The sequence below is a fragment of the Suttonella indologenes genome, from assembly GCF_900460215.1.
GTDB classification, from domain to species: Bacteria; Pseudomonadota; Gammaproteobacteria; order Cardiobacteriales; family Cardiobacteriaceae; genus Suttonella; species Suttonella indologenes.
In genome coordinates this window covers 587643-612145 of record NZ_UHIA01000003.1, presented here as the reverse complement: position 1 = coordinate 612145, position 24503 = coordinate 587643, and the positions used below count along the sequence as shown (strand labels likewise).

Genomic DNA, 24503 nt, shown 5'->3' with positions numbered 1-24503 from the left:
GATATTCGCTGCGGTTTTCAAATCAGCTCAGCTTATTTAACTTGTGATTTAGTGAAAACGCGGTCGATTTTAGCTGCATTTTGTTGCGCTAAAGCCAAAGCTTGTTGTGAAGTTTGGTTAGCTTGGATAGCAGCGGCACGAGCTTCTTCAACTGAAGCGCGAAGTGCAGTCAAGTCAGCATTTTTTTCAGGTTTACTGGCGCAACCAGCGAAAACAACGGTAACAGCAGCTAAAGCGGCAATTTTCATAGAAGTTTTCATGTTCATTCCTTTTAAAATTTGTTTGAGGTGTCAGTAATGACGTTTGATATTCTACACATAATTTTTTTGGCTTCCAAGTTTGTCCAATAAATTTTTTTTAATTTTAGGCGCTAAGAGTGCGGAAACGTCGCCGCCCAGCTTGGCGGATTCGCGCACCAGACTTGAGGATAAAAAAGCGAAGCGTTCGGAGGGCAGCATGAACAGGGTTTCGATTTCATCGGCTAAATGATGGTTCATGGCGGCGAGGCGGTATTCGTATTCGAAATCGCCGACACTGCGTACGCCGCGAATAATTAAGGAGATGTTATGTTTACGGCATAAATCGACGAGCAGACCTTCATAGGGCAATACTTTGACGCGCGCGCTTAAGCCCAGTTCTTCAATGATGTCCTGCGCCATGGCGCTGCGTTCTTCAAGAGAAAAAAGGGTCTGTTTGTGATGCCCCGCCGCGACGCCGATATAGAGTTCTTCGCAAAAGGCGGCGGCACGTGTGATGATGTCTTGATGCCCGAGGGTCATGGGGTCGAAGGTGCCGGGATAGAGGGCTTTAGTCATCGCTGCGTCCGAGTAGTCCGAAATATACTTGTCCCGCACGGGCGGATTTCAGCCATTGCCAGCCTGTTTTGAGGCTCAGGTTTTCGAGTTTTTCCGCGCTTTCCACATAAATTTTGCCATAGGGTTTGAGCCAAGCGTCGCCGGCGAATTTGTCTATCGCAGCTTGATGAAGATGGGCGTCAAAGGGCGGGTCTAAAAAGATTAGGTCGTAACGCGTGGGGCTGTTGCTGAGCGTGAGAGCATCGCTTTGCAGGGTGCGGGCGTGTCCGATATGCCATTCTTGCAGGCAGTTGCGGATGGCGGCGAGGGTTTGGCTGTCGTTGTCGCAAAATAAGGCGCTGCCTGCGCCGCGCGATAGGGCTTCCAAGCCCATGGCGCCGCTGCCGGCAAAGGCGTCGAATACCGCCGCGCCGGCGATTTCGTTTTGCAGCCAATTAAAGACGGTTTCGCGGACGCGTTCCGGACTGGGTCGCAGACCGGGGCGGTCGAGAATGGGAATCCGGCGGCCGCGGTGGCTGCCGGCGATGATGCGGATTTTATTAGTGAGCGGACGTTGATTAGGCATGATGTTCCTGTAAGAGTTGGCGGGCTTCGCGGATGCAGGCGGCGGTAGTTTCCCAATCGATGCAGCCGTCGGTAATCGAGATGCCGTAGGCAAGTGCGGCGGGGTTGTCGCCGAGTTTCTGCGTGCCGCCGTGGATATGGCTTTCGAGCATGACGCCCAAGATGTCTTGGTTGCCGGCGGCGATCTGCTGGATGACGTCTTTCATGACCAGCGGTTGGCGTTGCGGGTCTTTATTGGAGTTGGCATGCGAACAGTCGATGATGAGATTGGCGGGCAAGCCTTTTTGATGCAGGGCGGCGGTGCATAGCGCGATGTTGACGCTATCGTAATTCGAGCCTTGATTGCCGCCGCGCAGCACGATGTGTCCGTGCGGATTGCCTTTGCTGCGCGTAATCGCGATTTGTCCGTTGGCGTCGATGCCTAAGAAGCTATGCGGACGCGAGGCGGATTCGATGGCATTGATGGCGACATCCAGCGAGCCGTCGGTGCTGTTTTTAAAGCCTACGGGGGTGGATAAGCCGGAAGACATTTCGCGGTGGGTCTGGCTTTCGGCGGTGCGCGCGCCAATCGCCGTCCAACTAATCAAATCGCCGATATATTGCGGCGAAATGGGATCGAGCGCTTCCGTGCCGGCAGGCAAGCCCATTTCATTGATGTCGATCAGCAGTTTGCGCGCGATATGCAGTCCTTTTTGCATGTCGAAGCTGTCGTTTAAATCGGGGTCGTTAATTAAGCCTTTCCAGCCTACCGTGGTGCGCGGTTTTTCAAAATAAACACGCATAATGATAAGAAAGGTGTCTTGCACTTCATCGGCGAGGGCTTTTAGGCGGCGGGCGTAATCCAGCGCCGCCTCGGGGTCGTGAATCGAACAGGGCCCGACGACGATGATTTTGCGCTTGTCTTTGCGGTCTAAAATATCGCAGACGGCTTGCCGTCCTGCTAAAACCGTTTGGCGGCAAGTATCGCCGGCCGGATGTGCGGCGTATAAATCATTGGGCGAAAGCAATGTTTCGTGACTGCTGATGCGGAGATTGTAAAGAGATTTGTCCATAATTTATGCGTGATGAAAAAAGTGTTTAGTGTAGGGAAAAGCGGCAAAAATGCAACGCGCAGTGCGCAATGCGGATGCGGAAATGGTAAATAAGCGGCGGTGCGATGCGGCGAACTGCTAAAATAGCGGCTTTTGCTAAATTGGGGCAAGCCATGGAAAATATCGTCATTCGCGGTGCGCGCACGCATAATTTAAAGAATATCGATGTGGAGCTGCCGCGAGATAAATTGATTGTCATCACGGGTTTGTCCGGCTCGGGCAAGTCTTCTTTGGCTTTTGATACGATTTATGCCGAAGGGCAGCGCCGCTATGTGGAGAGTTTGTCGGCCTATGCGCGGCAGTTTTTATCGGTGATGGATAAGCCCGATGTCGATCATATCGAGGGTTTGTCGCCGGCGATTTCCATCGAGCAGAAGTCCACCAGCCATAATCCGCGTTCGACGGTCGGCACGATTACCGAGATTCACGATTATTTGCGGCTGCTGTTTGCCCGCGTGGGCGTGCCGCATTGTCCGCATCACGGGATTGCTTTGAATGCGCAGACGGTGTCGCAGATGGTGGATCAGATTATGGCTTTGCCCGAGGGTAGCCGTCTGATGTTGTTAGCACCGCTGGTGCAGGGACGCAAGGGCGAGCATACGGAATTGCTGGCGGAGATGCGCCAGCAGGGCTTTGTGCGATTGATGATTGACGGCAAGGTCTATGATATGGACGCTTTGCCGGGTATTGATGCCAAGCGTAATCATGATATTGCGGTGGTGGTGGATCGTTTTTCCGTTAAGGCGGGGATTGAGCAGCGCGTGGCGGAGTCTTTGGAGACGGTTTTATCTTTGTCGGAGGGGATTGTGCAAGTCCTGCCGATGGAGGGGACGGATTTGGCACCGCGCACTTTTTCCGCACGCTATGCCTGTCCTGAATGCGGTTGGTCGCTGAAAGAGTTAGAACCGCGGATGTTTTCTTTTAATAATCCGCATGGCGCCTGCCCCGATTGCGATGGTTTGGGTGTGAATGTGTTTATTGATCCGGCGAAGGTGGTGGCGCACCCCGAATTGTCGATTGCCGCCGGTGCGGTGCGCGGCTGGGATCGGCGCACGCCTTATTTTTATCCGCAAATGCAGGCACTTGCCGCGCATTATCAGTTTGATATCGAAGAGTCCGCATTTCAGGATTTGCCGCAGAAAATCCGCGATGTCGTTTTATACGGCAGCGGCAAGGAGAAAATCCGTCTGCCTTCTTTGGGACGCTATGGCACAAAGAAAGAGCGCGAGGCGGTATGGGAAGGCGTGGTAGTGTCGATGAACCGCCGTTACCGCGAAACGGAAAACAGCCAAGTGCGCGATGAAATCGCCCAATATTTGAATAATCGTCCTTGTCCTACCTGCGGCGGCGGGCGTTTGAATGAAGCGGCGCAGCATGTTTTGGTGGAAGGCGTGTCTTTGCCGCAGATTAACCGCCTGTCGATCGGCGAGGCTTTGGATTGGGCGCAGAATTTGCAATTAAGCGGCGCACGCGGCGAAATTGCGGAAAAGATTTTAAAAGAAATCCGCGAACGCTTGGGTTTTTTGGTCAATGTGGGGCTGAATTACCTGACGCTCGCACGCAGTGCGGAAACGCTTTCAGGCGGCGAGGCGCAGCGCATTCGTCTGGCATCGCAAATCGGCGCGGGTTTGGTCGGCGTGATGTATGTGCTGGACGAACCGTCTATCGGCTTGCATCAGCGCGACAACGAACGCCTGCTCAATTCCCTTTTGCGTCTGCGCGATTTGGGCAATACCGTGATTGTGGTCGAGCATGACGAAGACGCGATTCGCGCAGCGGATTACGTCATCGATATCGGGCCGGGGGCGGGCGTGCATGGCGGCGAAATCATGGCGCGCGGCACGCCGGCGCAAATCGCCGCCAATCCGCAATCGCTGACCGGACAATATCTCAGCGGCGCGCAAAATATCGAGATTCCCGACAGCCGCCGCCCGATAGACCCCGAGAAAGTCGTGCGTCTTGAAGGCGCAAGCGGCAATAATCTGAAAAATGTGGACTTGCTGCTGCCGGTCGGTCTGTTTACCTGCATCACGGGCGTCTCCGGCAGCGGCAAATCCACCCTGATTAATGACACCTTCTATAAAGCCGCCGTCCAAGCGATTAACCGCAGCCTCGAAGAGCCGGCGCCTTATCGCCATATCAGCGGCTTGGAGCATTTCGACAAAATCGTCAATATCGACCAAAGCGCCATTGGGCGTACACCGCGTTCCAATCCCGCCACCTATACCGGCATTTTTACCGGCATCCGCGAACTCTTTGCCGATACCCAAGAAAGCCGTGCGCGCGGTTATCAAGTCGGCAGATTTTCTTTCAATGTTAAAGGCGGACGCTGCGAAGCCTGCCAAGGCGACGGCGTGATTAAAGTAGAAATGCACTTTCTGCCCGATATCTTCGTTGCCTGCGATGTCTGCGGCGGCAAACGCTACAACCGCGAAACGCTGGATATTACTTACAAAGGCAAAAACATTCATGAAGTGCTGGAAATGACTGTCATCGAAGCGCATGAATTTTTCGCCAATATCCCCGCCCTGCAACGCAAACTGCAAACCCTGCTCGATGTCGGTCTGTCCTACATCAGCCTCGGGCAAAATGCCGTAACCCTCTCGGGCGGCGAAGCGCAAAGAATCAAACTTGCCAAAGAACTCTCCAAACGCGACACGGGACGCACCCTCTATGTGCTAGACGAACCCACGACGGGGCTGCATTTCCATGACGTCAAACAACTGCTTGCCGTCTTGCACCGCCTGCGCGACGGCGGCAATACCGTGGTTGTCATCGAACATAATTTGGACGTCATCAAAACCGCGGATTGGATAGTCGATTTAGGGCCGGAAGGCGGCAGCGGCGGCGGAGAAATTATTGCCGCCGGCAAACCTGAAGCCGTAGCGAATCAAGCCGTCAGCCATACGGGACGTTTTTTAAAGCCCATATTGGCAAAAGCGGGGCGCAATAAACACCGATAAGCCGAAGAGGAATTCATCAAAATTTCCTTACTGGTTGAAACCCCTCCTTTAGGGAGGATAATCTTGTGGGAGAGGTGTAACCTCTTCCAATTCAGGGCAACACACAGAGCGACGCTTTATGTGTCGCTCTGTGTGTTGAAACATATGATGCTTTATGTTCTTAAGACAGCATGGTCGGTGATATTTGGTGGCTCATACCTTTTTACGACCGTACTTTTTCGCTCTTCAGCGTGTCTGCGGTCTATCTGCTTAGCATTGGACGTTTGCCTTTGAAACGGCGGTTTGGTTCTGGGCGCTGTATTTGGCGATGCGCGGCAAAGACGGTCGGAATAAATAGTGAAAAGAATTTATCTCACTGTTTTGTATAATGATTTGATTATACGGCGAAGCGCCGTCACTCCTTATTTATCTGAAACTATTGGGCATAAATTCTTATAAGTACATGAGAAAATATGCCATAATGCTGTTTTTTTCAATGAACAAGAGGAGAAAAGATGAGTAAAAACACAATTATCTACACCCACACCGATGAAGCCCCTGCTTTAGCCACCCAGTCTTTTTTGCCGATTATTCAGGCTTTTGGCAAGCAAGCCGATATTGAATTCAAACTGGCGGATATTTCTCTGGCAGGGCGGATTGTCGCCAATTTCCCCGAATATTTGACCGAGCAGCAGCGGATTAGCGATGATTTGGCGATGCTGGGCGAATACGTTTTGAAGCCCGAAGCCAATGTGATTAAATTGCCCAATATTTCTGCGTCCATGCCGCAACTGAATGCAGCAATTGCCGAATTGCAATCAAAAGGTTATGCCGTACCCAATTACCCTGCCAATCCGCAAAACGATGAAGAAAAAGAGATTCAAGCGCGTTATGACCGCATCAAAGGCAGCGCGGTAAACCCTGTTTTGCGCGAAGGCAACTCCGACCGCCGCGCCCCCAAAGCCGTGAAAAATTTCGCCAAAAAATACCCGCACAGCATGGGCGCGTGGGCAGCAGACAGCCAATCTCATGTATCCACCATGTCAAGCGGTGATTTTTTTCATAACGAACAATCGGTTACTGTAGAAGAACCCACCACTGTGAAAATCGTGTTTACCAATGCTTCAGGCAGTCAAGCCGAATTGCGTAAACCTTTGAATTTGAAAGCCGGTGAAATCATTGATGCCACATTCATGAGCAAAAAAGCCTTGGTGCAATTTTTGCAAGAACAAGTGGCTGATGCCAAAGCCCGCGATGTGTTGTTCTCATTGCACATGAAAGCGACCATGATGAAAGTGTCCGACCCGATTATTTTCGGACACGCGGTTAAAGTGTTTTTCGCGCCCGTGTTTGAACAATTCGGCGACAAACTGGCTGAAATCGGCGTGAACGTGAACAATGGTTTCGGTAATTTGTTGGCAAATTTGGAAAAATTGGACGAAAACACCCGTGCCCAAGTTCAGGCTGCCATTGATGCGGCTTTTGCGGCTGCGCCCAGCTTGGCGATGGTGGACAGCGATAAAGGCATTACCAATTTGCACGTGCCCAGCGATGTGATTGTGGACGCGTCCATGCCCGCCATGATTCGCAATTCAGGCAGAATGTGGGACAAAGAAGGCAAAGCGGTGGACACCAAAGCCGTGATTCCCGACAGCTCTTACGCAGGCATTTATACCGCCACCATCAATTTCTGCAAAGAAAACGGCGCATTTGACCCGACCACTATGGGTTCTGTGCCGAATGTGGGCTTGATGGCGCAAAAAGCCGAAGAATACGGTTCGCACGACAAAACCTTTGAAATTGCGGAAGCAGGCAAAGTGGAAATCATTGATGAAAACGGCAAGGTTTTGACTTCGCACCATGTGGAAGCAGGCGACATTTGGCGTGCTTGCCAAACCAAAGATGCGCCAGTTAAAGATTGGGTGCAACTGGCGGTGAACCGTGCGCGTTTGAGCAACACACCGGCCATTTTCTGGTTGGACGAAAACCGCGCCCACGACGGCGAACTCATTAAGAAAGTCAACACTTATTTGGCGGATTTGGATACCAATGGTTTGGATATTCAAATCCTTGCGCCCGAACAAGCCTGTTTAGCCAGCCTGAAACGCATGAAAGACGGCTTGGATACCATTTCCGTAACAGGCAATGTTTTGCGCGATTACAACACCGATTTGTTCCCGATTTTGGAATTGGGCACCAGCGCGAAAATGTTGTCCATCGTGCCATTGATGAATGGCGGCGGTATGTTTGAAACAGGCGCGGGCGGCAGCGCCCCGAAACACGTTCAACAATTCAACGAAGAAAACCATTTGCGTTGGGATTCTTTGGGCGAATTTTTGGCCTTGGCGGTGTCTTTGGAACATTTGGCGCAAAAAACAGGCAATGCCAAAGCGCAAGTATTGGCAGACACTTTAGACGCAGCCACCGAGCAATTGTTGCTAAACGACAAATCGCCCAAACGCAAAGCAGGCGAATTGGACAATCGCGGCAGCCATTTCTACATTGCCCTATACTGGGCGCAAGCCTTGGTAGCGCAAGACAAAGATGCCGAATTGAAAGCAACTTTTGCGCCTGTTGCCGAAAAATTAGCAGCGCAAGAAAGCAGCATTTTGGCGGAATTGGCAAGCGGCGCAGGCAAAGCGGTGGACATCGGCGGCTACTATTTTGCCGATGCCAAACAAGTTGCCCAAGCCATGCGTCCAAGCGCGACTTTGAATGCCGTCATCGACGTGCTCTAAATCCGCTCAAACTTCGCAAGCAGCCTGCATTCAGGCTGCTTTACTTTATTCCGAACGAAAGAAACGCCATGCCGCAAATCCAATGCCCCCACTGCCACACCGCTTTTACCATTGACGAAAGCGGCTACAACCACATCGCCGCACAAATCCGCAATCAGGAATTTCAAGCCGAAGTGCAGCAAGCCCTTGCCCGCGAACAGCAGCGCCATCAAGAGCAATTGCAGTTGAGTCAAGAACGCGCCCAAAGCGGCTTCGCGCAAACGCTCGCCGATAAAAATCAGGAACTGGCGGTCTTGCAAGAACAATTGAAACAACTCAACGCGCAACTTGCCGCCGCCCAGCAGCAGCAAGCCTTGGCGGTCGAGCAAGTGCAGCAGCGTCAGCAATTACACATTCAGGAACTGCAAGCCAAACTCGCCCAAGCCGAAAGCGAAAAAAACCTCGTCCGCAAAGATGCCGAACAGCAAATGCAGATGCAACTCAATGAAAAAGAACGGCAAATTTGGGCATTGCAAAGCCAGCAGCAAAATACCGCCGCCGAACGTCAACAAGCCCTGCTGGCATTGGAAAACCGTCTACAACTGCAAGAAAAAGAACACGAACTCGCCCAAAGCAGCCTGAAAGAACGCCACCGCGACGCGCTGCTGCAAAAAGACCAAGAAATCGCCTTTTACAAAGACTTCAAAGCTCGCCAATCCACCAAAATGATCGGCGAAAGCCTCGAACAGCATTGCGAAATCGAATTCAACAAACTGCGCAGCACCGCCTTTCCGCTCGCCCAATTCGGCAAAGACAATGACGCACGCTCGGGCAGCAAAGGCGATTACATCTACCGCGAATACGACAGCGAGGGCATCGAAATCGTCTCCATCATGTTTGAAATGAAAAACGAAAACGACGCAACCGCCAGCAAAAAGAAAAACGAACACTTCTTCAAAGAACTGGACAAAGACCGGCGCGAGAAAAACTGCGAATACGCCGTCCTCGTTTCCCTGCTCGAAGCCGACAGCGAACTGTATAACAGCGGCATCGTCGATGTCTCCTACGCCTATCCGAAAATGTACGTCGTGCGCCCGCAATTCTTCATTCCCATCATCACCCTGCTGCGCAACGCCGCCGCCAATGCCCTGCAATACAAACGCGAAGCCGCGCAAATGCGCAGTCAAAACATCGACATCAGCAATTTTGAAAACGATTTGAACGACTTTAAAACCGCCTTTGCCCGCAACTACGACCTCGCCAGCCGCAAATTCCAAACCGCGATTGAGGAAATCGACAAAACCATCACCCATCTGCAAAAAACCAAAGACGCGCTACTTTCCTCCGAAAACAATCTGCGTTTGGCGAACAACAAAGCAGAAGAATTGAGCGTGAAAAAACTGGTGCGCAAAAACCCGACCATGAAAGCCAAGTTTGCGGCATTGGTGCAGCCGCAAGAGTCGGAAGAGGATGAAGAATTGTCATGACCCGAATTAACCTCGTGCCGCCCGAAGAATTATGCGATCAACATTTGCTGGCGGAGCATCGCGAGCTGACGCGGATTCCCAATGCGGTGGCGCGCGGCAAATTCAGTCTCAAAGGGCAGCCCGAGGATTACAAACTCGGCAAAGGGCATGTGCGCTTTTTCTTCAATAAACTCGACTTTTTGCACAAACGATACGCCGCCTTGCATGCCGAATGTCTGGCACGCGGTTTCAAAGTGCAGAATTTTTGGCCGCAAGATTTACCGCCGCAGGCGGATTTATGGCAGGACTACGTGCCGACCGATGCCGCATTAGCCGCCAGTCGCGCCAGAATCCGCGAGCGTATGCCGGCGCAAGCGCGCTTTACGCCGCATAGGAACAGCGATTGACGGATGTTTCCCTATTAAGCGCACTGGCATTATCCGCCTTTACTTCCGCCACCATTTTACCCGGCACCTCCGATGCCGCCTTCGCCGCTTTGCTGTGGCAAAAGCCTGAATTGGCTTGGGCGGCTTTGCTGATTGCGGGTGCGTTCAACAGCTTGGGTTCCATCACTTCTTATGCTCTAGGGCGTATCGCCGCCCGTCATTACCGCGCGCGGATTTCGCCTAAGGCATTGACGATATTGAAACGCTACGGCGCCAATCTGCTGTTTTTCTCGTGGCTGCCCGTAATTGGCGATGCCTTGCCGCTTGCCGCAGGCTATTTGCGCCTGTCTGTATGGCATTGCGTTTTGGCGATTACGGCGGGCAAGTTTTTACGCTACGGCATTATAATGACGGCTGTTTATTAGTGTGGCAGGCTGAGGATGAGGGCTTTGCCATTTACGCGACGGCAGGGCGTTTGCAGGCGGGCGAAGCATTGCTGCTGTGCAGCGACGGTTTGACAGATGGTATTTCAGCAGCGGATTTGCCACTTCTGTGGCAGGAGCATGAGGCGCTGTTGGACAAGAGGCATTGCGTTTGGCGGTAAGAAACAGCAGATTGAATCCGCATTTTGACGATTGTTCGGTGGTCTATAGTCGGAGAAGTGAAAAAGTAGTACAAGGCGGCGAGCCGCAGACAGTACAGATAGTACGGCAAGGCGAGCCAAGTCCGTAATGCTTTTTCAATTCTTCGACTATACGTGACGCTGTCTTAGATTGTCGCACGGTGGCATAAGGCGGTAGAATGGCAGCTCATTTCAAATAGGAGGACAGCGATGAAAAAATGTGTATTAATAGGTGCATTATTGGCAGGATTGGCGGCGCAGGCGGAAACTGTCATGCCTACTGCTATGCTGCGCGAAGATATTATCGTGCCGATGGCTTTGTTGGACGTGGAAAACGGCAATAAAATCGTCGGCGAAGTGCGCATCAGCTACAACAATTACGGCGCGCTTTTCCAGGCTGAGATCGAAGGGCTGCCGCAGGGGATTTACGGTTTCCATGTGCATGAAAATCCCAGCTGCGACCCTGCGGAAAAAGACGGCAAAATGGTGGCGGGTTTGGCTGCCGGCGGCCATTGGGATCCCCAAAATACCGGCGCGCATTTAGGTCCTTGGAATAATGGCGGGCATTTGGGCGATTTGCCGGCTTTGGCGGTAGATGCCGAGGGCAAGGTGCAGCCTGTGCTTGCGCCGCGCATCGAGGATATTGCGGATTTATACGGACGTTCTTTAATGATTCATGCCGGCGGCGATAATTACAGCGATCATCCTGCTCCTTTGGGCGGCGGCGGTGCGCGCAAATATTGCGGCGTGATTGCAGAGCCGACAGCTAAGTCTGAATAAAACTTAGCAATTAAGAGGGCATAAAAAAACGGGCGTATTGCCCGTTTTTTGTTTGATAGGAAATTTCCGATTACAGCGGAAGCGCTTGTCCGTTAAGCGTGGCTTTGCCGTTTTTGAGGCTAAAGTCCAGCACATAATGTCCGTCTTCTTTTTTCAAGAAGCCTTTGGCTTGCATTTCCATCATTGCCGCCATGCCGGTGGCTTGCGGAATGGTTTCAGGCACGCGTACAAGGGCTTCGATGTCGAAATCTTGCAAAAATGATTCGTCGCTCATACTGCTGCGGTTTTTATGACTGCCGTTATCGGCGGCAGCGGCAACGGCTTTGATGTCGATTTTCGCGGTTGCTGTGCCGGCTTCCGTCTCCACGGCGGTATTGAGGTGCAGTTCGGTTTGGTTTTGCGCGGCATTGTCTATCAGGCTTTGCAGGAAGGCTTCGTCAATGATGCTGTCGTCATAGCCGGCGGCTTGCAATTTCTCTAAGGTATCGGCGCTGATGTTGTTGAAATCCACAGTTAGGGTGCTTTTGTTGATTTTCACGCCCGAGATGCCGGCAAGGTCTTTCAGGAAATCGGTAATCGGCTCAATGCCGGCGCTGATTTGCACATTGTACAAATCGCCGTTCTTCATGGTATTGGTGCCGAGATAAGCCTGTTTGAATTCAAAAACGTGAGTCTCGTCGGAGGTGATTTTGATGTCGTTCAAACGATGGTCGATTTTGCCGAGATATTGGGGGAATTGCGGATCGAAGCTGAGTTTTTCGCCGAGTGTTTCCGTATTGCCGATGTGCAGCGTGACGCCGTCAGGCGTCGTTAAATGAATGGCGCCGGTTTTGAAGTTCATATCGCCGTCGGCGCTGATGTTGCCGCTGCCGCTAATCGGCTCCAGTTTTATTTGCTCGACGCCGTTTTCTACAAAGCGCAATATGCCGGATTGCAGTTGGATGTCCGCAGGGTAAATAGGATTGTCTTTCAAATCTTCCTGCAGGAAGGTGGCGGTGTAGCTCAGACCTTCATAATGGAATTCTGTGCCGTCTTCTACGAGCGCAACCGGCTTGATGCCGATTGTTTGTTCGACTTTATTATCGGCAAATAACACGGTATTGAGTTCCAGATGATCTAGGATTTTCGCTACGTGCGCGCTTTCTTTATCGCTGAGTTCGAGGCGGGCTTTTAAGGCGTCATCCACAATGAATGTGCTTGTGATTTTCGCCACAATGCCTTGCTCGGCAAGCGCGTCCGAGTGGTCGATGCTGTTTTTAGCGCTAACTGTTATCGGCGAGCTCAGGCTTTCTTCTTCCGCAATGAGGACGTCGCCGAATTCAATCGTGATGTTTGTGTCAGCGCTGGAGCTTTGTTCGCCGCGCTGGTAGCTGAGAAATTCGCTTTTCAGGCTTTTGAAGATGGGGTTGGCTTTACCGAGGCTGGCTGCCAGTATTTGATTAGTGCGAGCATTGAGGTCTTTGAAGCGGCTTTCTGCGGCTTCGGCTTGGGCGGCGCCGGTTAAGGCTTTAAGGGCAGCTTTTTGTTCTTGCTGTACGGCAGGCGTGCTGCTGCCGCTGTTGTTACTGTCGTTTTTGCTGTTGTTGTCGCAGGCGCTGAGGGCGGCGATAAGCGCGGCGCAAAGTAGGGTTTTTTTCATTGGTTTTCCTTAATAAAAAATGCCGCAAGCGGCGAAAATGTTTCTCAATGTTGAGAAAAACAATAACTCGCGCCTAGCTTAGCAGATTGCCTTGCTAAGGCAAGCGGATTTAGGGGATTTCTGCCAAATAGTCACGCAAAGTATACAGCAGTTCGTGGGCGGCTTTGGGGCTGAGATTGTCGGGGTTGACGGCTTGCAGTTTGTCGATGACGCATTGTAGGGCTTCGGGGATTTCGGCAGGCTCGGGCGTTTCGAGGCTGCTGAAGAGTTGTCCCTGCATTAAGCTGCGCTGGGCGCGTTCGCGCTCGCCTTCCAATTGTCTGAGTTTGCTGCGCGCTTGATGTAAGACGCTGCTGGGGACGCCTGCCAGCCGCGCCACTTGTATGCCGTAGCTTTTGCTTGCCGCGCCGTTTTGCACTTGATGTAAAAAGGCGATGTTGTCTTGCTCTTCAATCGCGCTGAGGTGGATGTTGTGAATGTTGCGGTGTTCTTCGGCTAATGCGGTGAGCTCGAAATAGTGGGTGGCAAAGAGGCAGAGGGCGTGATTGTGGCAGGCAAGATGCAGGGCGCTTGCCCATGCCAGCGAGAGTCCGTCGAATGTGCCGGTGCCGCGCCCGATTTCGTCCATGATAACAAGGCTGTGTGCATCGGCGTTGTTGAGGATATTGGCGGTTTCGCTCATTTCGACCATGAAGGTGGAGCGTCCGCCGGCCAAATCGTCGCTGGCGCCGATGCGGCTGAAGATGCGTTCGATGCGTCCGATGAGGGCGGATTGTGCCGGCACGAAGGCGCCTGCGCAGGCAAGCAGCGTAATCAGTGCGGTTTGGCGCATGTAGGTGCTTTTGCCGCCCATGTTAGGGCCGGTCAGCATGAGTAATTGGCGGCGTGTGTTGAGTGCGGTGTCATTGGCGATAAAGGGCGCGTCACTGAGGATTTCCACCACGGGATGTCGTCCTGCTTTAATCGTCAGGGCGGCTTCTTCGACAAATTCCGGACGGCAATAGTGTTGTTCGGCGGCGATTTCGGCAAAGCCGCCGAGACAGTCGATTTCAGCAAGGGCTTGGGCGAGGCGGTAGTGCGCTTCGCGTTGTCGGTCGAGTTCGGCAAGCAGGGCGGCGTATAGGGTTTTTTCCAATTGCAGGGCTTGTTCGCGGGCGTTTAAAACGCGGTCTTCCAAGGTTTTGAGTTCGTCTGTGATGTAGCGTTCGCTGTTTTTCAGGGTTTGACGGCGAATCCAGTGGGCAGGGGCAAGAGCGGCTTGGCTGCGCGGAATGTCGATGTAAAAGCCGTGGACGCGGTTAAAGCCGAGTTTGAGCGTGTTGATGCCGCTTTTTTCCCGTTCGGCGATTTCCATATCCGCCAAAATGCTTTCGCTGTGGGTGGTGAGATGATTGAGTTCGTCTAATTCGGCACTGAAGCCGGGGGCGAAAATACCGCCGTCTTTAAGCGTCAGCGGCGGTGTTTCTACCAATGCCTGTTGCAGTTTTGCGGCGCTGTCTGTGTGTTGCAGCAGTTGCTGATGATGGGCTTGCAATAGGGCGCTGCGGCTTAGGGCAGGCTGAATTTGCTCGGCAATGGCAGGCAGTTGCAGAAAGGTGTCGCGCAGATGGGCGAGTTCGCGCGGTCTTGCACTGCCCATGGCGATACGCGTGGTGATGCGTTCGATATCGGCGCTGTGTTTGAGTTGTTTGCGCAGGTTTTCGCGCGATTGCTGCATCAGGGCTTCGACGGCGTCATGGCGAGCGATAAGCGGTGCGCGTTCGGTTAAGGGCTGATTCAGCCAGCGTTTGAAGGTGCGGATGCCGGCGGCGCTTTGGCAGCGGTTGAGTACGCCGATAAGGCTGCGTTTGCTGTCGCCGCTTAAGGTGTATTCGATTTCCAGATTGCGTCTGGTGGTGGCGTCAATCAGGATATGGCGGCGGTCTTGCTGTTTTTGCGGCGGATTGAGCGGCGGCAGGCTTTGTTTGTGGGTGTCGTGCAGATATTGCAGGAGACAACCGGCGGCAGGCAGGGCGGGGTCGCTCGCCTGCAAGCCGAAGCCGTCCAGATTTTGCAGCTGATAATGCGCGAGCATAAGACGCAAGGCGCTGTCGGCGTCAAAATACCAGTCGGGCTGGCGTTGCAGGCGCGCCAAATGCGCTTGCTGCGGCAGACGGCTGCGTTCTTCAATCAGGATTTCCGCAGGGCGCAGGCGTTCTAGTTCGCTCAACAGCGCGGCTTCGTCCAGTGTGTCGCTCAGATAAAAATCGCCGCGCGTAATATCGGCGGCGGCATAGTAATAAGTACCGCTTTTAGGCTCTTGAACGATGGCAAGCAGGGTATTGTCGCGGCTGTCGTCCAACAGCGCTTCATCGGTTAAAGTGCCGGGGGTAATGATGCGGGTTACGGCGCGTTCTACCGGCCCATTGCTCTGTGCAGGGTCGCCGATTTGCTCGCAAATCACCGCCGATACGCCGAGTTTGACCAATTTGGCGAGATAGTTTTCCAAAGCATGCACCGGCACGCCCGCCATGGGAATCGCTTCGCCGCCGCTTTTGCCGCGTGCGGTCAGCGTAATACCGAGCAGACGGCTGGCTTCTTTGGCGTCTTCGTAAAACAGTTCGTAAAAATCGCCCATGCGATAAAGCAGCAGGGTATGCGGAAAGTCTTTTTTAATACCAAGATATTGCTGCATCATCGGGGTGTGGTCGCTCATGACAGTCCTTAAAAACGCTGAAGGGATAAGCGCGGCATTGTATAAGAATGCCGGCGTATGAGGCAAAGGCGCTTTTTAGCGCGGCTCGAGATGTTCGGGCAGAGAGAGAATGCGGATGTGCCCGCCGATCCAGCTGTTACTGCGGGTTTCTAATACATACAGCGCTTTGCCGAAAGAGGGATAAGTGGGACAGGGCTGATGCAGGCAGGGTTGGGCATGGGAATAGCGGACGAGCAAGACGCCTTGAGCATCGTAAAAGCGGATGTCGAGCGCGGTAATGGTGTTTTTCATCCAAAATGAGGTGTCATTAGGTCGCGGAAACAGAAAGAGCATACCTTGCCAAGGCGCCAGCCAAGGGCGGTGCATCAGACCGCGGTTGCGGGAGGGGGTGTCGGCGGCAATGGCGACCTGCCATATACGCTCGGCTTCATCAATGATGAGTGCTTGAGGCGGTTGCGCAATCAGGCTTCGAAAACAGCCGAGCAGTATCGTCAGCAGTATGACGGCGCCTCGGTATGGTAGAAAAGTTGGCATAAATGAACCTGTCAAATGTGGGAGACGGCATTATAGTGCAATGCCTGCGGATGAGTTGTGCTGCATGATGTGGCGGGCGGTGCGTTCGTCGCTGACCAGGCGGTTGGCGTAGCCGTATTTGAGGGTGGTGTGTATGGCGGCGGCTTTGTGGCTGCCGCCGGCAATGAGCAGGCGTTCTTCTTTGTGGCGCAGGTCGGGTAGTCGGATGCCGATGGTGCGGTTATTGAGATCGGGGAGGCAGATTTGTCCTTCGCGGTTGACAAAGCGGGCGCAGATGCTGCCGACGGCATGTTGCAGCAGGTGGGCGATTTCCGTATCGCTGAAGAGTCCCGAGCTGAAGAGGGGACTGTCGGCTTCGGCGGCGCCGACGGTAAAGACGGCGATGCGGCATTGTTTGCCGCTTTCCAGCACGCGGCGGATCGGGTTTTCTTTTTCCATCAGGTTTTTGGTGTGCAATTGGTCGAAAACGCAGGGCAGATTGAGGGTTTCGCCTTCGGCTTGAAAGGCTTGGCAGATGCGGTGGATGCTTTGGGCTTCGTTGAGGTTTTGCTGCATTTGGGTGTCGCTGCCGCGCAGTTGCACGACTTTGACCTGTTTGCGGTTTTGTCTGACGAGGGCTTTCGCCATGGCTTGTATGGTGTTGCTCCATTCGATGCCGATGCAGTCGCCGTCGCGCACCAGTTTTTCCAGCATGCGGGCGGCGGCTTTGCCGAGTTCTTGGCGCAGGCGGTCGAGGTCGTGCTCCGGCGGGCTGGGAATTAGGCGGACTTCGTCTAAGCGGTAGCGCTCTTGAATACGTTCGGCGAGTTCGTCCGTGTGTTCGCGCGGGTCGCAGATGCGGATTTGCACGAAGCCGAGGTCTTGCGCATGTTGCAGGAGTTTGGCGATGGTGGGGCGAGAGAGTCCCATAATGGCGGCAATGTCCTGCTGCGATTTGCCGCTTTGGTAGTAGAGTTTGGCGACATCCAAGGATTGGATGTCGCGTTTGCTGAGAGAATGCTCTTTAGCCATGCTCAGACGATGGCGGCTAATGCGGGATAGTCGGCAACAAAGGCGGCGCGCTCGTGGTAGGAGCTTTGCGTGCCTAGGCGGGTAACGGAGTCCGCGGCATAGCGGTTGGCGGCTTCGATGGCTTGCGCAATATCGCCCGTTTTCACATAAACATGGGAAAAGCAGCCGATAAAGGCATCGCCTGCGCCGGTGCTGTCCTGCGCTTTGACCGTGACGGCGGCAAAACGCCGTTCCTGCCCCTGTCCGTCAATCCATAAAGCGCCTTTTGCGCCGAGGGTAACGATGACGTTTTTCACGCCGGCGCGATGTAGGGCATGGGCGGCGTTTTTGATGTCGTCTTCATTATCGACCGGCATGCCTGTGAGCAAGGAAAGTTCGCTTTCATTGGGAATGATGAATTCGCAGCTTTTGACTTGTTCCAGTATCAAATCCGGTTGGGCGGGAGCGGGATTGAGCAAGACGGGGATGTTGTGCTTTTGCCCGAAACGAATCGCGGCATAGACGGTTTCCGTAGGAATTTCCAGTTGCAGCACAATCAGTTTGCATTTGAGGATGTCTTCTTCCGCGTTTTCGATATCCGCCGGACTGAGCAGATTATTCGCACCTTTTACGATGATAATCGCATTGCGCGATTCCGGATCGACAAAGATAGGGGCGACACCGCTGGAGGCTTCGCTTTTTAAGATGTAGCGGGTATCGATACCGTGTTTGCGAAAATTTTCAATGGTATTGTCGGCAAAAACGTCATTGCCGACGCGGGTCAGCATCAGAACTTTTGCGCCTAATTTGGCGGCAGCAACTGCCTGATTGGCGCCTTTTCCGCCGCAGCCCATTTTAAAATCGGGGGCTTCGATGGTTTCGCCCTCCGCCGGCATACGCGTGATGTAAGAAATGAGATCGACCATATTCGAACCGATAACGGCAATATCCATGATTACTCCTTAATTCCGGTGTTAACGCTGAAGCGGCGGCTTTCGCCGGCTTCGAGCCATTGCAATGTGCCTGCCGCTTCAGCGGCTTTGTAGCCTTCGGGGCGTGCGGTAGCAGGCAGCACAAAAGCGGCGACTTTTTGATCGGGATTGTGCAAAATCCAGCGTGTGGCGTGTGGGAATTCCCGGCTGGAAAAGCGCGTGCTAAAGGCAGTGCCATTGTCGGGATACTGCAATTCAAATTCCATCATCTCGCCGTATTGCGGCAGATTATCGGCGAAATAGACGATTTCCGGATCGTAGCATTGCGTTTTGTCCAACACATTGGCATCAATGCCGCCCTGCAAAATGGCTTCGTTGAAGGCTTGCCATTCAGGAGTCGGATGCAGGTGCGCCGGAATGCTGCGGCGCAATTGCAGGGCGTCGTCGGGAATATTTTGCCGCATGACGGCCTTGTCGATATAGGCGTAGTTCATATGGCACATATAAATCAACGGCATTTTTTGATAGGCAGAGAGGTTTTCTACCTGCATATTGATGTCGAAGCGCGCGCAGTCGGCGGCAAGACTGACGGAGGGACAGGCGCGGTAATGGTGCCCGAAACCGCGTACATATTCATATTCGCTGACTAGCTTGATGCGCTCGCCGTCGATGCATAAATAGGCGCAGTCCATTGCCGCGCAGGGAAATTCTCCGTGCAGCGGATGGTTGTCTTCGGGGGCAGGGCAGCCGCCGCTTAACAAGCCGGAATGGAAGGCAAAGCAGCCGTAAGTATCGACGATTTCCTGAGCGCGCTGCGGTTTATCAAACATATTGCCCATGCGCAGAGAATGTCCGTCAAAGACCGCATTCCAAATCATTTGTCCCATAAAGGGCAGGATTTCGATGTAACCGCGCGAATTTCGAATGGTCAAGCCGGCAATGTCTTGCGGGTAACGTTTTGTGCTGACGGAAAATTTTTCCGATTGCACAATGATTTGTTCTTGTGTTTTGAAGAGTTCCGGATACAGGTGCAAACGATACATGATTCACTCCTTTTAATTCAAAGCAGAACGGCTGAGGCGGTATTCTTGGTAAAAATATAGCCCTACCGCGATAAAACACAGCAAAGATACGGCAAATGCCAATTGCATTGAGCCTAAGCTGTCGGAAACAAAACCTTGAACTACCGGCACGACCGCACCGCCGATAATCGACATCACGATAACCGCGCCGCCGGTTTCCGTATGGCGTTTGTCGCTGATGGCATCCAAAGAGCGGGCATAAATAGTTGCCCAGCAAGGTCCGAACATGGCGGAAACGAAAATCGCCGCCCATACGGCGCTCATATTAGGCACGCAAATCACATAGAGCAAAGCTAAAGACCCTAAGAGGGAATAGCTCATTAAGACTTTATCTTCGTTGAATTTGGTCATCAGAATATTGGCGAGGAATTTGCCGAGGAAAAAGCCGACGAAAGCCCACACCATATAATTGGACGCCACGCGCTCATTCAGGCTGCTGTCGATTTGCAATGCCAATCGAATGGTAAAGGACCATACGGCTGTCTGCATGCCCACATAAAGGAATTGCGTCATAATGCCGCGTTTAAAGCGGCGGTTGCCGGCGAGATAGCTTAAGGTTTCGCTGATGCTGGCTTTGGATTCATGCGCGTCATGATCCAAGGGTTTGCAACGCGGAAACTGCGTAATCGCCACCACCGCCAACAGCAGCAGCAAGACCATGATGATAAATTGATAAGGCTGCAAAGTGCGTTGCAACATCTCGGCGGCAAATTGGCGCTGCGCCTCGCCTTCTAAAGCCTCCATTTGTTTGTGCAGGGCATCGCCGTCAGTGAAGATCAGATATTTGCCGAGCAAAATGCCACAGATAGAGCCGATGGGATAGAAAGTTTGCGAGATATTGAGGCGCAAAGTAGCTTTTTCTTTGGGTCCGATCATGGAGGAGTAGGTGTTGCAAGAGGTTTCCAAGAAAGACAAGCCCACTGCGATGGCAAATAAAGCCGCTAAGAAAACGGAATAAGTCGCCATATGCGAGGCGGGGAAAAAGAGCATGCAACCGCCGATATAGCAACTTAAGCCGATTAAGATACTGAGTTTATAGCTCCATTTGCGAATTACCCGACTGGCGGGAATGGCGAGCAAGAAATATCCGCCGTAAAAAGCGCTTTGCACAAAAGCGGAAGCAAAATCCGACAGGGTAAAAATCGATTTGAACTGCGTAATCAAAATATCGTTCAAACTCGCGGCAATACCCCACATCGGAAAACAAATCGATAACAAAATGTATTGAAACAATGGGGTGCGATTGAGATAGCCGTCCGGTAATTGCTCAACATTAGCTCTAATAATCATGACCTGTTCCTCCTTCTCCGCCCAATAATGCCACGCCGGCAGATGCACCGATGCGGTTCGCACCAGCCGCAATCATTGTCGCGAAATCTTCTGCGCTGCGAATGCCGCCGGAGGCTTTAACGCCGATGTCCGCGCCCACGCATTCGCGCATCAATTTCACTGCTTCGACAGTAGCGCCGCCGCTGGAAAAGCCTGTGGAGGTTTTGACGAAATCGACTTTCGCCGCTACCGCCGCTTGGCAGGCGCGACGGATTTCTTCTTCGCTGAGCAGGCAGGTTTCTAAAATGACTTTCACCAATGCGCCGTTAGCGGCTTGTACGACGGCTTTCATATCCGCTTCAACGCCCGCCCAATCACCGGCTTTTGCCAAGCCGATATTCATGACCATATCGACTTCGTCCGCGCCGTTTTTGACGGCTTCTTCCGTTTCAAAGGCTTTGAGGCTGCTGGTGTTCGCACCCAAAGGAAAGCCGATGACCGTGCAGACTTTTACATCGCTGCCTTGCAGACGTTGCTTGGCAAAGCTGACCCAAAAGGGATTGACGCAGACGGAACAAAAATCATGTTGCAGGGCTTCTTGGCATAATTGCTCGATTTGGGCTTGAGTGGCTTTGGCTGCCAGCAGGGTATGGTCGATGAATTTGCTTTTGCTCATAATTTTCTCCAGATAAAACGTGTGCTTAGGGTTGATTTTTACATATGTAAAAGATTACTCTTAAACATATGTAAAAAATATAAACTGCCGTAGGATTTTTCGCAAGCGCTTTGATAAAAATTTGTGTGTTTCAGAATAGAAATTGCCGCGCGATAAACCCTGCTTTATTACGGCGAATGCGCTAAGATGCCCTTTTCCACCATCCATGAAGAGCCAATGAAAACCTTAGCGGAACTACGGGCGCAGATTGATGCGCTAGACCAAGAGATTCTTGCCAAATTATCGCAACGCGCCCAATGCGCGCAGGCGGTGGGTGAGGTGAAAAAAGCCGAAGAGGGCGATAATATCGTCTTTTACCGCCCCGAGCGCGAGCGGCAGGTGCTCAACCGTTTGCAAGCCTTGAATCAGGGGCCTTTGCCCGATGCGGAGGTGGCGCGCCTGTTCCGCGAGATTATGTCCGCCTGCTTGGCATTGGAATTGCCGCTCAATATCGCTTATCTCGGGCCGGAAGGCACGTTTACGCAGGCGGCGGCTTTAAAACAATTCGGGCATTCCGTGACGACCAATGCCAAGCGTAGCATTGAGGAAGTGTTTAAGGCGGTGGAGACGGGCGATTGCCAATACGGCGTGGTGCCGGTGGAAAATTCTACCGAAGGCATGGTAACGCATACCTTAGACACGCTGGCACTTTCGCCGCTCAATATTTGCGGGGAAGTGCTGCTGCGCATCGAGCAGAATCTGCTCACGCATGAGGAGCATTTGGAGGCGGTGAAAGTGGTGTATTCCCACAGCCAATCTTTGGCGCAATGCCGCGTATGGCTGGCGGAGAATCTGCCCAATGTGGAAACCGTGATGGTGGGCAGCAATGCGGAGGCGGCGAAACGCGCGGCAAAAGAACGCCATAGCGCAGCGATTGCAGGGAAAATGGCGGCGGAATTGTATGAATTGCCTGTCCGCTATACCCATATTGAAGACAATAGCAGCAATACCACGCGCTTTTTAGTCATCGGGCGGCAATTTATCGAGAGCAGCGGCAATGATAAAACCTCGATTTTGGTTTCCTCGCATAACCGCCCTGGTTTGCTGTACAAATTGCTTGAACCGATTGGGCGGCACAATGTCAATATGACGCGCATCGAATCCCGCCCCAGCAAGCAGGGCATGTGGGAATATGTTTTTTTCATTGATTTGGAAGGGCATCAGAATGCGCCCGAAATGCAAGCATTGTTTGCCGAAATCCGCGATCAGGCGAGTTTGTTTCGGATTTTGGGCAGTTATCCGAAGGCGGGATAGATGGAAAAACAGCAAAAGTTAGCGGTATTAATTGATGCCGATAATGCCTCTGCCGCAGTAGCGGAGGAAATGTTTGCCGAAATTGCTAAATATGGCATCGCCAGCGTAAAGCGCATATATGGCGACTGGAGCAGCCCCACACTTGGCGGCTGGCAGAAAATTCTATTGAAATATGCCATTGTTCCTATGCAGCAATTTGCCTATACCAAAGGTAAAGATGCTACCGATATGGGGCTGATTATTGATGCGATGGATCTGCTTTATAGCGGGACATTTGACGGATTCTGTTTGGTATCGAGCGACAGCGATTTTACACCCTTGGCATCGCGTATCCGTTCAGCGGGGCTGACGGTGTATGGCTTGGGTAAAAAATCAACTCCCGAGGCGTTTCGCAATGCCTGCGATAAGTTTGTTTATGTGGAAAATTTGCAGCCAACACTAAATTCTGTCGCACAGGCGGTAATAGCGCCCCCAGTATTACCGGAAACTGCTGCCAATGCACCGATCACTCGGCAACCTATTGAAGGCGGATTAAAATCCTTGCTTTTTCAGGCTCTAAAAAATACTGCCGAAGACAGCAGCTGGTCATCAGTAGCACGGATCGGCAACTATTTAAATCAAACACATAGTGATTTTGATCCGCGCAGTTATGGCTATGTAAAGCTCTCTTCTATGCTAAAAGCCTTGGAAGGGGTGCAGCACCGCTATGATGATAATAACCGCAGCCAGATGTATTTCCGAAAAATTCCTTGGTCGGATTTTATTCCTAAAATTATCGAAGCACATCAGAAATTTGCAGATAAGAACGGGCGGGCGGATATCGCCACTATGGAAAAATACCTTCAGCCGCGTCTGGATATTGCCGCCTACGGCTTTGCGGATTTAAACGAATTGCTTGAAAAAATGCATCGCGCCAAAGTGGAAAACGGCAGAGTCAGCATATCGTTAGAAGAGAAAAAAGATGAGCAATAATGGTAATTTAGGCACGGTTGCCTTTATTGGTATCGGCTTAATCGGCGGTTCATTGGCTTTGGCATTGCGTCAGGCGCAGGCGGCGGAGCGGATTATCGCTCTGGATAATGATGCGCGAGCCTTGGCGGCGGCACAGAATTTGGGCGTGATTGATGCGCCGGCGCAGTGGGCGGATTTGGCGGCGGCAGATGTGATTGTCTTGGCAACGCCGGTCGATGCTTTGTTTGCCGTCTGTGAGCAATTGGCGGCATTGCCGCTGAAAGAAACCGTCGTGATGACCGATGTGGGCAGCACCAAGGCCTCTGTCTTGAGCGCGGTGGAACAGGCATTCGGCACCGTGCCGCCCTTTTTCGTGCCGGCACATCCGATTGCGGGACGGGAAAAAAGCGGCGTTGCGGCGGCAAGCGGCGATTTGTTCCTGCGCCGCAAAGTGATTTTAACGACCTTGGCGCAGACCGATAACCGCGCTTTGGGCGTGGTCAGCCGTTTATGGCATAGCGCAGGGGCTTTGATTAGCCAAATGTCGGTGGCGGAACATGATGCGATTTTGGGCGCGACCAGCCATCTGCCGCATGTTTTGGCGTATCTGTTGGTCGATATGCTCGATCAGGATTTGCAGCATGAGGCGATTTTTTCCTATGCGGCGGGCGGTTTTCGCGATTTTACCCGCATCGCTTCCAGCAGTCCCGTGATGTGGCGCGATATCTGCCTGCACAATCCGCAGGAAATCGCCGTCTTATTGCAGCAATACCGCCAGCGTTTGCAGCAATTCGAGCAACTCTTGGCGGCAGGCGACGGCGAGGCAATCGAGCGGATTTTCGGCCGCGCCAAAGCCGCGCGCGATGCGCATTATTTGTCGGAAATATAGCGGCGGATAATGGTTTGCAAGATGTCAGCCGCTCGGTCATAGGCGGCTTAAGCTATAGCTTCTTCAGATTAAAATGAGACAATAAAAATTTTCAACATATTGAAAAACATTTCAATATGTTGTGTTAAGGCGTATCATTTTAATCTGAAGAGACTATACAATGCCGCTTT

22 protein-coding genes are annotated in these 24503 nt (G+C 52.5%); 10 read left to right on the top strand and 12 right to left on the bottom strand.

What is annotated here, in order from left to right:
* Positions 1–32: 32 nt before the first annotated feature.
* From DYC63_RS03325 to DYC63_RS03310, 4 genes are read right to left on the bottom strand one after another with little or no spacing between them, the layout of a single operon-like run.
* Positions 33–260, bottom strand: coding sequence for an alanine-zipper protein (locus tag DYC63_RS03325; protein WP_115217926.1), 228 nt, complete (start codon positions 258–260; stop codon positions 33–35).
* Positions 261–311: 51 nt separating this feature from the next.
* Positions 312–815 (bottom strand): pantetheine-phosphate adenylyltransferase, encoded by a 504-nt coding sequence (gene coaD, locus DYC63_RS03320; RefSeq protein WP_115217925.1) that lies wholly within the window; start codon positions 813–815, stop codon positions 312–314.
* On the bottom strand, positions 808–1380 hold the full coding sequence (gene rsmD / locus DYC63_RS03315; RefSeq protein WP_115217924.1) for a 16S rRNA (guanine(966)-N(2))-methyltransferase RsmD: 573 nt from the start codon (positions 1378–1380) through the stop codon (positions 808–810). Before rsmD ends, coaD begins: the two co-directional genes overlap by 8 nt.
* The gene (locus DYC63_RS03310; protein WP_115217923.1) at positions 1373–2434 is read right to left on the bottom strand and encodes a 3-deoxy-7-phosphoheptulonate synthase; all 1062 of its coding nucleotides are present in this window, start codon (positions 2432–2434) and stop codon (positions 1373–1375) included. Before DYC63_RS03310 ends, rsmD begins: the two co-directional genes overlap by 8 nt.
* A gap of 149 nt (positions 2435–2583) precedes the next feature.
* Between DYC63_RS03310 and uvrA the strand changes: the two genes are divergently transcribed.
* The 7 genes from uvrA to DYC63_RS03270 all read left to right on the top strand — a co-directional run bounded on the left by uvrA (position 2584) and on the right by DYC63_RS03270 (position 11383).
* Positions 2584–5433 (top strand): excinuclease ABC subunit UvrA, encoded by a 2850-nt coding sequence (gene uvrA, locus DYC63_RS03305; protein WP_115218047.1) that lies wholly within the window; start codon positions 2584–2586, stop codon positions 5431–5433.
* A 494-nt stretch (positions 5434–5927) separates the two neighbouring features.
* The gene (locus DYC63_RS03295; RefSeq protein WP_115217921.1) at positions 5928–8150 is read left to right on the top strand and encodes an NADP-dependent isocitrate dehydrogenase; all 2223 of its coding nucleotides are present in this window, start codon (positions 5928–5930) and stop codon (positions 8148–8150) included.
* Positions 8151–8218: 68 nt separating this feature from the next.
* On the top strand, positions 8219–9616 hold the full coding sequence (locus DYC63_RS03290) for a DUF2130 domain-containing protein (protein ID WP_115217920.1): 1398 nt from the start codon (positions 8219–8221) through the stop codon (positions 9614–9616).
* Positions 9613–10002 carry a pyrimidine dimer DNA glycosylase/endonuclease V gene (locus tag DYC63_RS03285; protein WP_115217919.1) on the top strand — a complete coding sequence of 130 codons (390 nt, stop codon included), beginning with the start codon at positions 9613–9615 and terminating at the stop codon, positions 10000–10002. Before DYC63_RS03290 ends, DYC63_RS03285 begins: the two co-directional genes overlap by 4 nt.
* Positions 9999–10406 (top strand): YqaA family protein, encoded by a 408-nt coding sequence (locus tag DYC63_RS03280; protein WP_115217918.1) that lies wholly within the window; start codon positions 9999–10001, stop codon positions 10404–10406. The genes DYC63_RS03285 and DYC63_RS03280 overlap by 4 nt, the downstream gene beginning before the upstream one ends.
* Positions 10406–10585, top strand: coding sequence for a hypothetical protein (locus tag DYC63_RS03275; protein WP_115217917.1), 180 nt, complete (start codon positions 10406–10408; stop codon positions 10583–10585). The genes DYC63_RS03280 and DYC63_RS03275 overlap by 1 nt, the downstream gene beginning before the upstream one ends.
* Positions 10586–10813: 228 nt before the next feature.
* Complete coding sequence (locus DYC63_RS03270) at positions 10814–11383, top strand: superoxide dismutase family protein (protein WP_115217916.1); 570 nt, start codon at positions 10814–10816, stop codon at positions 11381–11383.
* A 70-nt stretch (positions 11384–11453) separates the two neighbouring features.
* On the opposite strand, the gene DYC63_RS03265 is transcribed toward DYC63_RS03270, so the two are convergent.
* From DYC63_RS03265 to deoC, 8 genes are all read right to left on the bottom strand, one after another.
* Complete coding sequence (locus DYC63_RS03265) at positions 11454–13022, bottom strand: DUF945 family protein (RefSeq protein WP_115217915.1); 1569 nt, start codon at positions 13020–13022, stop codon at positions 11454–11456.
* Between the two features lie 109 nt (positions 13023–13131).
* Positions 13132–15717 carry a DNA mismatch repair protein MutS gene (mutS, locus tag DYC63_RS03260; RefSeq protein ID WP_115217914.1) on the bottom strand — a complete coding sequence of 862 codons (2586 nt, stop codon included), beginning with the start codon at positions 15715–15717 and terminating at the stop codon, positions 13132–13134.
* A gap of 75 nt (positions 15718–15792) precedes the next feature.
* The gene (locus tag DYC63_RS03255; RefSeq protein WP_115217913.1) at positions 15793–16251 is read right to left on the bottom strand and encodes a DUF192 domain-containing protein; all 459 of its coding nucleotides are present in this window, start codon (positions 16249–16251) and stop codon (positions 15793–15795) included.
* 30 nt (positions 16252–16281) lie between these two features.
* On the bottom strand, positions 16282–17262 hold the full coding sequence (locus tag DYC63_RS03250) for a sugar-binding transcriptional regulator (protein ID WP_115217912.1): 981 nt from the start codon (positions 17260–17262) through the stop codon (positions 16282–16284).
* Between the two features lie 2 nt (positions 17263–17264).
* Entirely contained in the window at positions 17265–18194 is a 930-nt protein-coding gene (gene rbsK / locus DYC63_RS03245; RefSeq protein ID WP_115217911.1) for a ribokinase, read from the bottom strand.
* 2 nt (positions 18195–18196) lie between these two features.
* A complete protein-coding gene (locus tag DYC63_RS03240; protein WP_115217910.1) occupies positions 18197–19216 on the bottom strand; it encodes an aldose 1-epimerase family protein in 1020 nt (339 codons plus the stop codon).
* 12 nt (positions 19217–19228) lie between these two features.
* Complete coding sequence (gene fucP, locus DYC63_RS03235; protein ID WP_115217909.1) at positions 19229–20545, bottom strand: L-fucose:H+ symporter permease; 1317 nt, start codon at positions 20543–20545, stop codon at positions 19229–19231.
* On the bottom strand, positions 20535–21200 hold the full coding sequence (gene deoC / locus DYC63_RS03230) for a deoxyribose-phosphate aldolase (RefSeq protein ID WP_115217908.1): 666 nt from the start codon (positions 21198–21200) through the stop codon (positions 20535–20537). The genes fucP and deoC overlap by 11 nt, the downstream gene beginning before the upstream one ends.
* Positions 21201–21386: 186 nt before the next feature.
* Between deoC and pheA the strand changes: the two genes are divergently transcribed.
* From pheA to DYC63_RS03215, 3 genes are read left to right on the top strand one after another with little or no spacing between them, the layout of a single operon-like run.
* Complete coding sequence (pheA, locus tag DYC63_RS03225) at positions 21387–22493, top strand: prephenate dehydratase (protein ID WP_245888002.1); 1107 nt, start codon at positions 21387–21389, stop codon at positions 22491–22493.
* Entirely contained in the window at positions 22494–23465 is a 972-nt protein-coding gene (locus tag DYC63_RS03220) for an NYN domain-containing protein (RefSeq protein ID WP_115217906.1), read from the top strand.
* Entirely contained in the window at positions 23455–24333 is an 879-nt protein-coding gene (locus DYC63_RS03215; protein WP_115217905.1) for a prephenate dehydrogenase, read from the top strand. The genes DYC63_RS03220 and DYC63_RS03215 overlap by 11 nt, the downstream gene beginning before the upstream one ends.
* Positions 24334–24503 lie beyond the last annotated feature (170 nt).

Excerpts from the sequence above, each read along its gene's own strand:
- DYC63_RS03220 (WP_115217906.1), top strand. The coding sequence starts at position 22,494 with ATGGAAAAACAGCAAAAGTTAGCGGTATTAATTGATGCCGATAATGCC.
- DYC63_RS03295 (WP_115217921.1), top strand. The coding sequence starts at position 5,928 with ATGAGTAAAAACACAATTATCTACACCCACACCGATGAAGCCCCTGCT.
- coaD (WP_115217925.1), bottom strand. The coding sequence starts at position 815 with ATGACTAAAGCCCTCTATCCCGGCACCTTCGACCCCATGACCCTCGGG.
- rbsK (WP_115217911.1), bottom strand. The coding sequence starts at position 18,194 with ATGGATATTGCCGTTATCGGTTCGAATATGGTCGATCTCATTTCTTAC.
- DYC63_RS03240 (WP_115217910.1), bottom strand. The coding sequence starts at position 19,216 with ATGTATCGTTTGCACCTGTATCCGGAACTCTTCAAAACACAAGAACAA.
- DYC63_RS03270 (WP_115217916.1), top strand. The coding sequence starts at position 10,814 with ATGAAAAAATGTGTATTAATAGGTGCATTATTGGCAGGATTGGCGGCG.
- deoC (WP_115217908.1), bottom strand. The coding sequence starts at position 21,200 with ATGAGCAAAAGCAAATTCATCGACCATACCCTGCTGGCAGCCAAAGCC.
- uvrA (WP_115218047.1), top strand. The coding sequence starts at position 2,584 with ATGGAAAATATCGTCATTCGCGGTGCGCGCACGCATAATTTAAAGAAT.
- fucP (WP_115217909.1), bottom strand. The coding sequence starts at position 20,545 with ATGATTATTAGAGCTAATGTTGAGCAATTACCGGACGGCTATCTCAAT.
- DYC63_RS03255 (WP_115217913.1), bottom strand. The coding sequence starts at position 16,251 with ATGCCAACTTTTCTACCATACCGAGGCGCCGTCATACTGCTGACGATA.
- DYC63_RS03325 (WP_115217926.1), bottom strand. The coding sequence starts at position 260 with ATGAAAACTTCTATGAAAATTGCCGCTTTAGCTGCTGTTACCGTTGTT.
- DYC63_RS03285 (WP_115217919.1), top strand. The coding sequence starts at position 9,613 with ATGACCCGAATTAACCTCGTGCCGCCCGAAGAATTATGCGATCAACAT.
- mutS (WP_115217914.1), bottom strand. The coding sequence starts at position 15,717 with ATGAGCGACCACACCCCGATGATGCAGCAATATCTTGGTATTAAAAAA.
- DYC63_RS03250 (WP_115217912.1), bottom strand. The coding sequence starts at position 17,262 with ATGGCTAAAGAGCATTCTCTCAGCAAACGCGACATCCAATCCTTGGAT.
- pheA (WP_245888002.1), top strand. The coding sequence starts at position 21,387 with ATGCCCTTTTCCACCATCCATGAAGAGCCAATGAAAACCTTAGCGGAA.
- rsmD (WP_115217924.1), bottom strand. The coding sequence starts at position 1,380 with ATGCCTAATCAACGTCCGCTCACTAATAAAATCCGCATCATCGCCGGC.
- DYC63_RS03290 (WP_115217920.1), top strand. The coding sequence starts at position 8,219 with ATGCCGCAAATCCAATGCCCCCACTGCCACACCGCTTTTACCATTGAC.
- DYC63_RS03215 (WP_115217905.1), top strand. The coding sequence starts at position 23,455 with ATGAGCAATAATGGTAATTTAGGCACGGTTGCCTTTATTGGTATCGGC.
- DYC63_RS03265 (WP_115217915.1), bottom strand. The coding sequence starts at position 13,022 with ATGAAAAAAACCCTACTTTGCGCCGCGCTTATCGCCGCCCTCAGCGCC.